At 46.9% G+C, this 1,091-nt stretch carries 1 protein-coding gene; it reads left to right on the forward strand.

Features of this window, described 5'->3' with window-relative positions; genetic code table 11:
• Nucleotides 1–1,091 (forward strand): carbohydrate binding domain-containing protein (locus L870_RS16895; protein WP_207637714.1); only part of this gene is annotated, 1,091 nt, incomplete at both ends.

Here is a 1,091-nt window from a genome sequence, read left to right on the forward strand (position 1 = left end):
GACGGTACAGCAACATTCCCACAGTACTGGAGCATCCGTAAGACAAGTGGCTCAGCTAACAACCAGACAAACTACATGAAGGGTACTATCCACGTAGGAAGACACTTTGACGCATGGTCAAAGGCTGGTCTGGATATGTCAGGTACACTTTATGAAGTATCTCTCAACATTGAGGGCTACAGATCAAACGGTTCCGCTAACGTAAAGAGCGTAAGAGTTTACGAGAACGGTCTCGACGACGATACAACCACAACTGTAACAACACCTTCAGAGCCTGTAAAGGGCGATGCAAACGGTGACTTCTTCACAAGCACATTTGAGAGCGGCAAGGACAACTGGTCAGGCAGAGGCGATGCGTCAGTAGCAACTGATTCAAGCAACTACTATTCCGGAAGCAAGTCACTCTATGTTTCAGGAAGAAGCCAGGAGTGGAATGGCTGCTCTATCGCACTTGATTCAAGCAAGTTCATCCCAGGCCAGACATACAGCTTCAGCGCAGCAGTAATGCAGAAGACTGGCAGCTCTTCAACAATACAGATGTCACTCCAGCAGGGTGACGGCAACGGCGCATCTTATACTCAGATCGCTACAGCTGACACAAAGAGTGGCGAGTGGACAAAAATTGAGAATACAAAGTTTACTATCCCTGCTAATTCAGGCGATATGTTACTCTATATCGAAACACCTGAGAGCTCAGGTGACCTCTGCGATTTCTATGTAGACGCAGTTCAGGTTTCTGAATCAGGCAAGTCTTCTTCTGTTAAGACAGGCGGCGGTACAGTTGATACATCAACTCCTACACCTACACCTGGTGGCGGCGGTGACGCAACTCCTGTACCTGCAGGCGATGGTGTTGCTTCACATCAGAATATGGATTACACTTACAAGAAGGGCGGCAGCGGATTCAAGGATCACGCAGGTCCGTTATTCAGACTCGGTACTTCTGTAAGTGCAAACGAAATAAATACTTCACAGGGTCAGAATTTCATCAAGGAAAACTACAACTCTATCACCTGTGAAAATGAAATGAAGCCTGATTCTATCGTAGCTGGTGTAAACGGCGATAATGTAAACATCAGCCTCAGAAATGC

Source organism: Ruminococcus flavefaciens ATCC 19208 (assembly GCF_000518765.1).
GTDB classification, from domain to species: Bacteria; Bacillota; Clostridia; order Oscillospirales; family Ruminococcaceae; genus Ruminococcus; species Ruminococcus flavefaciens.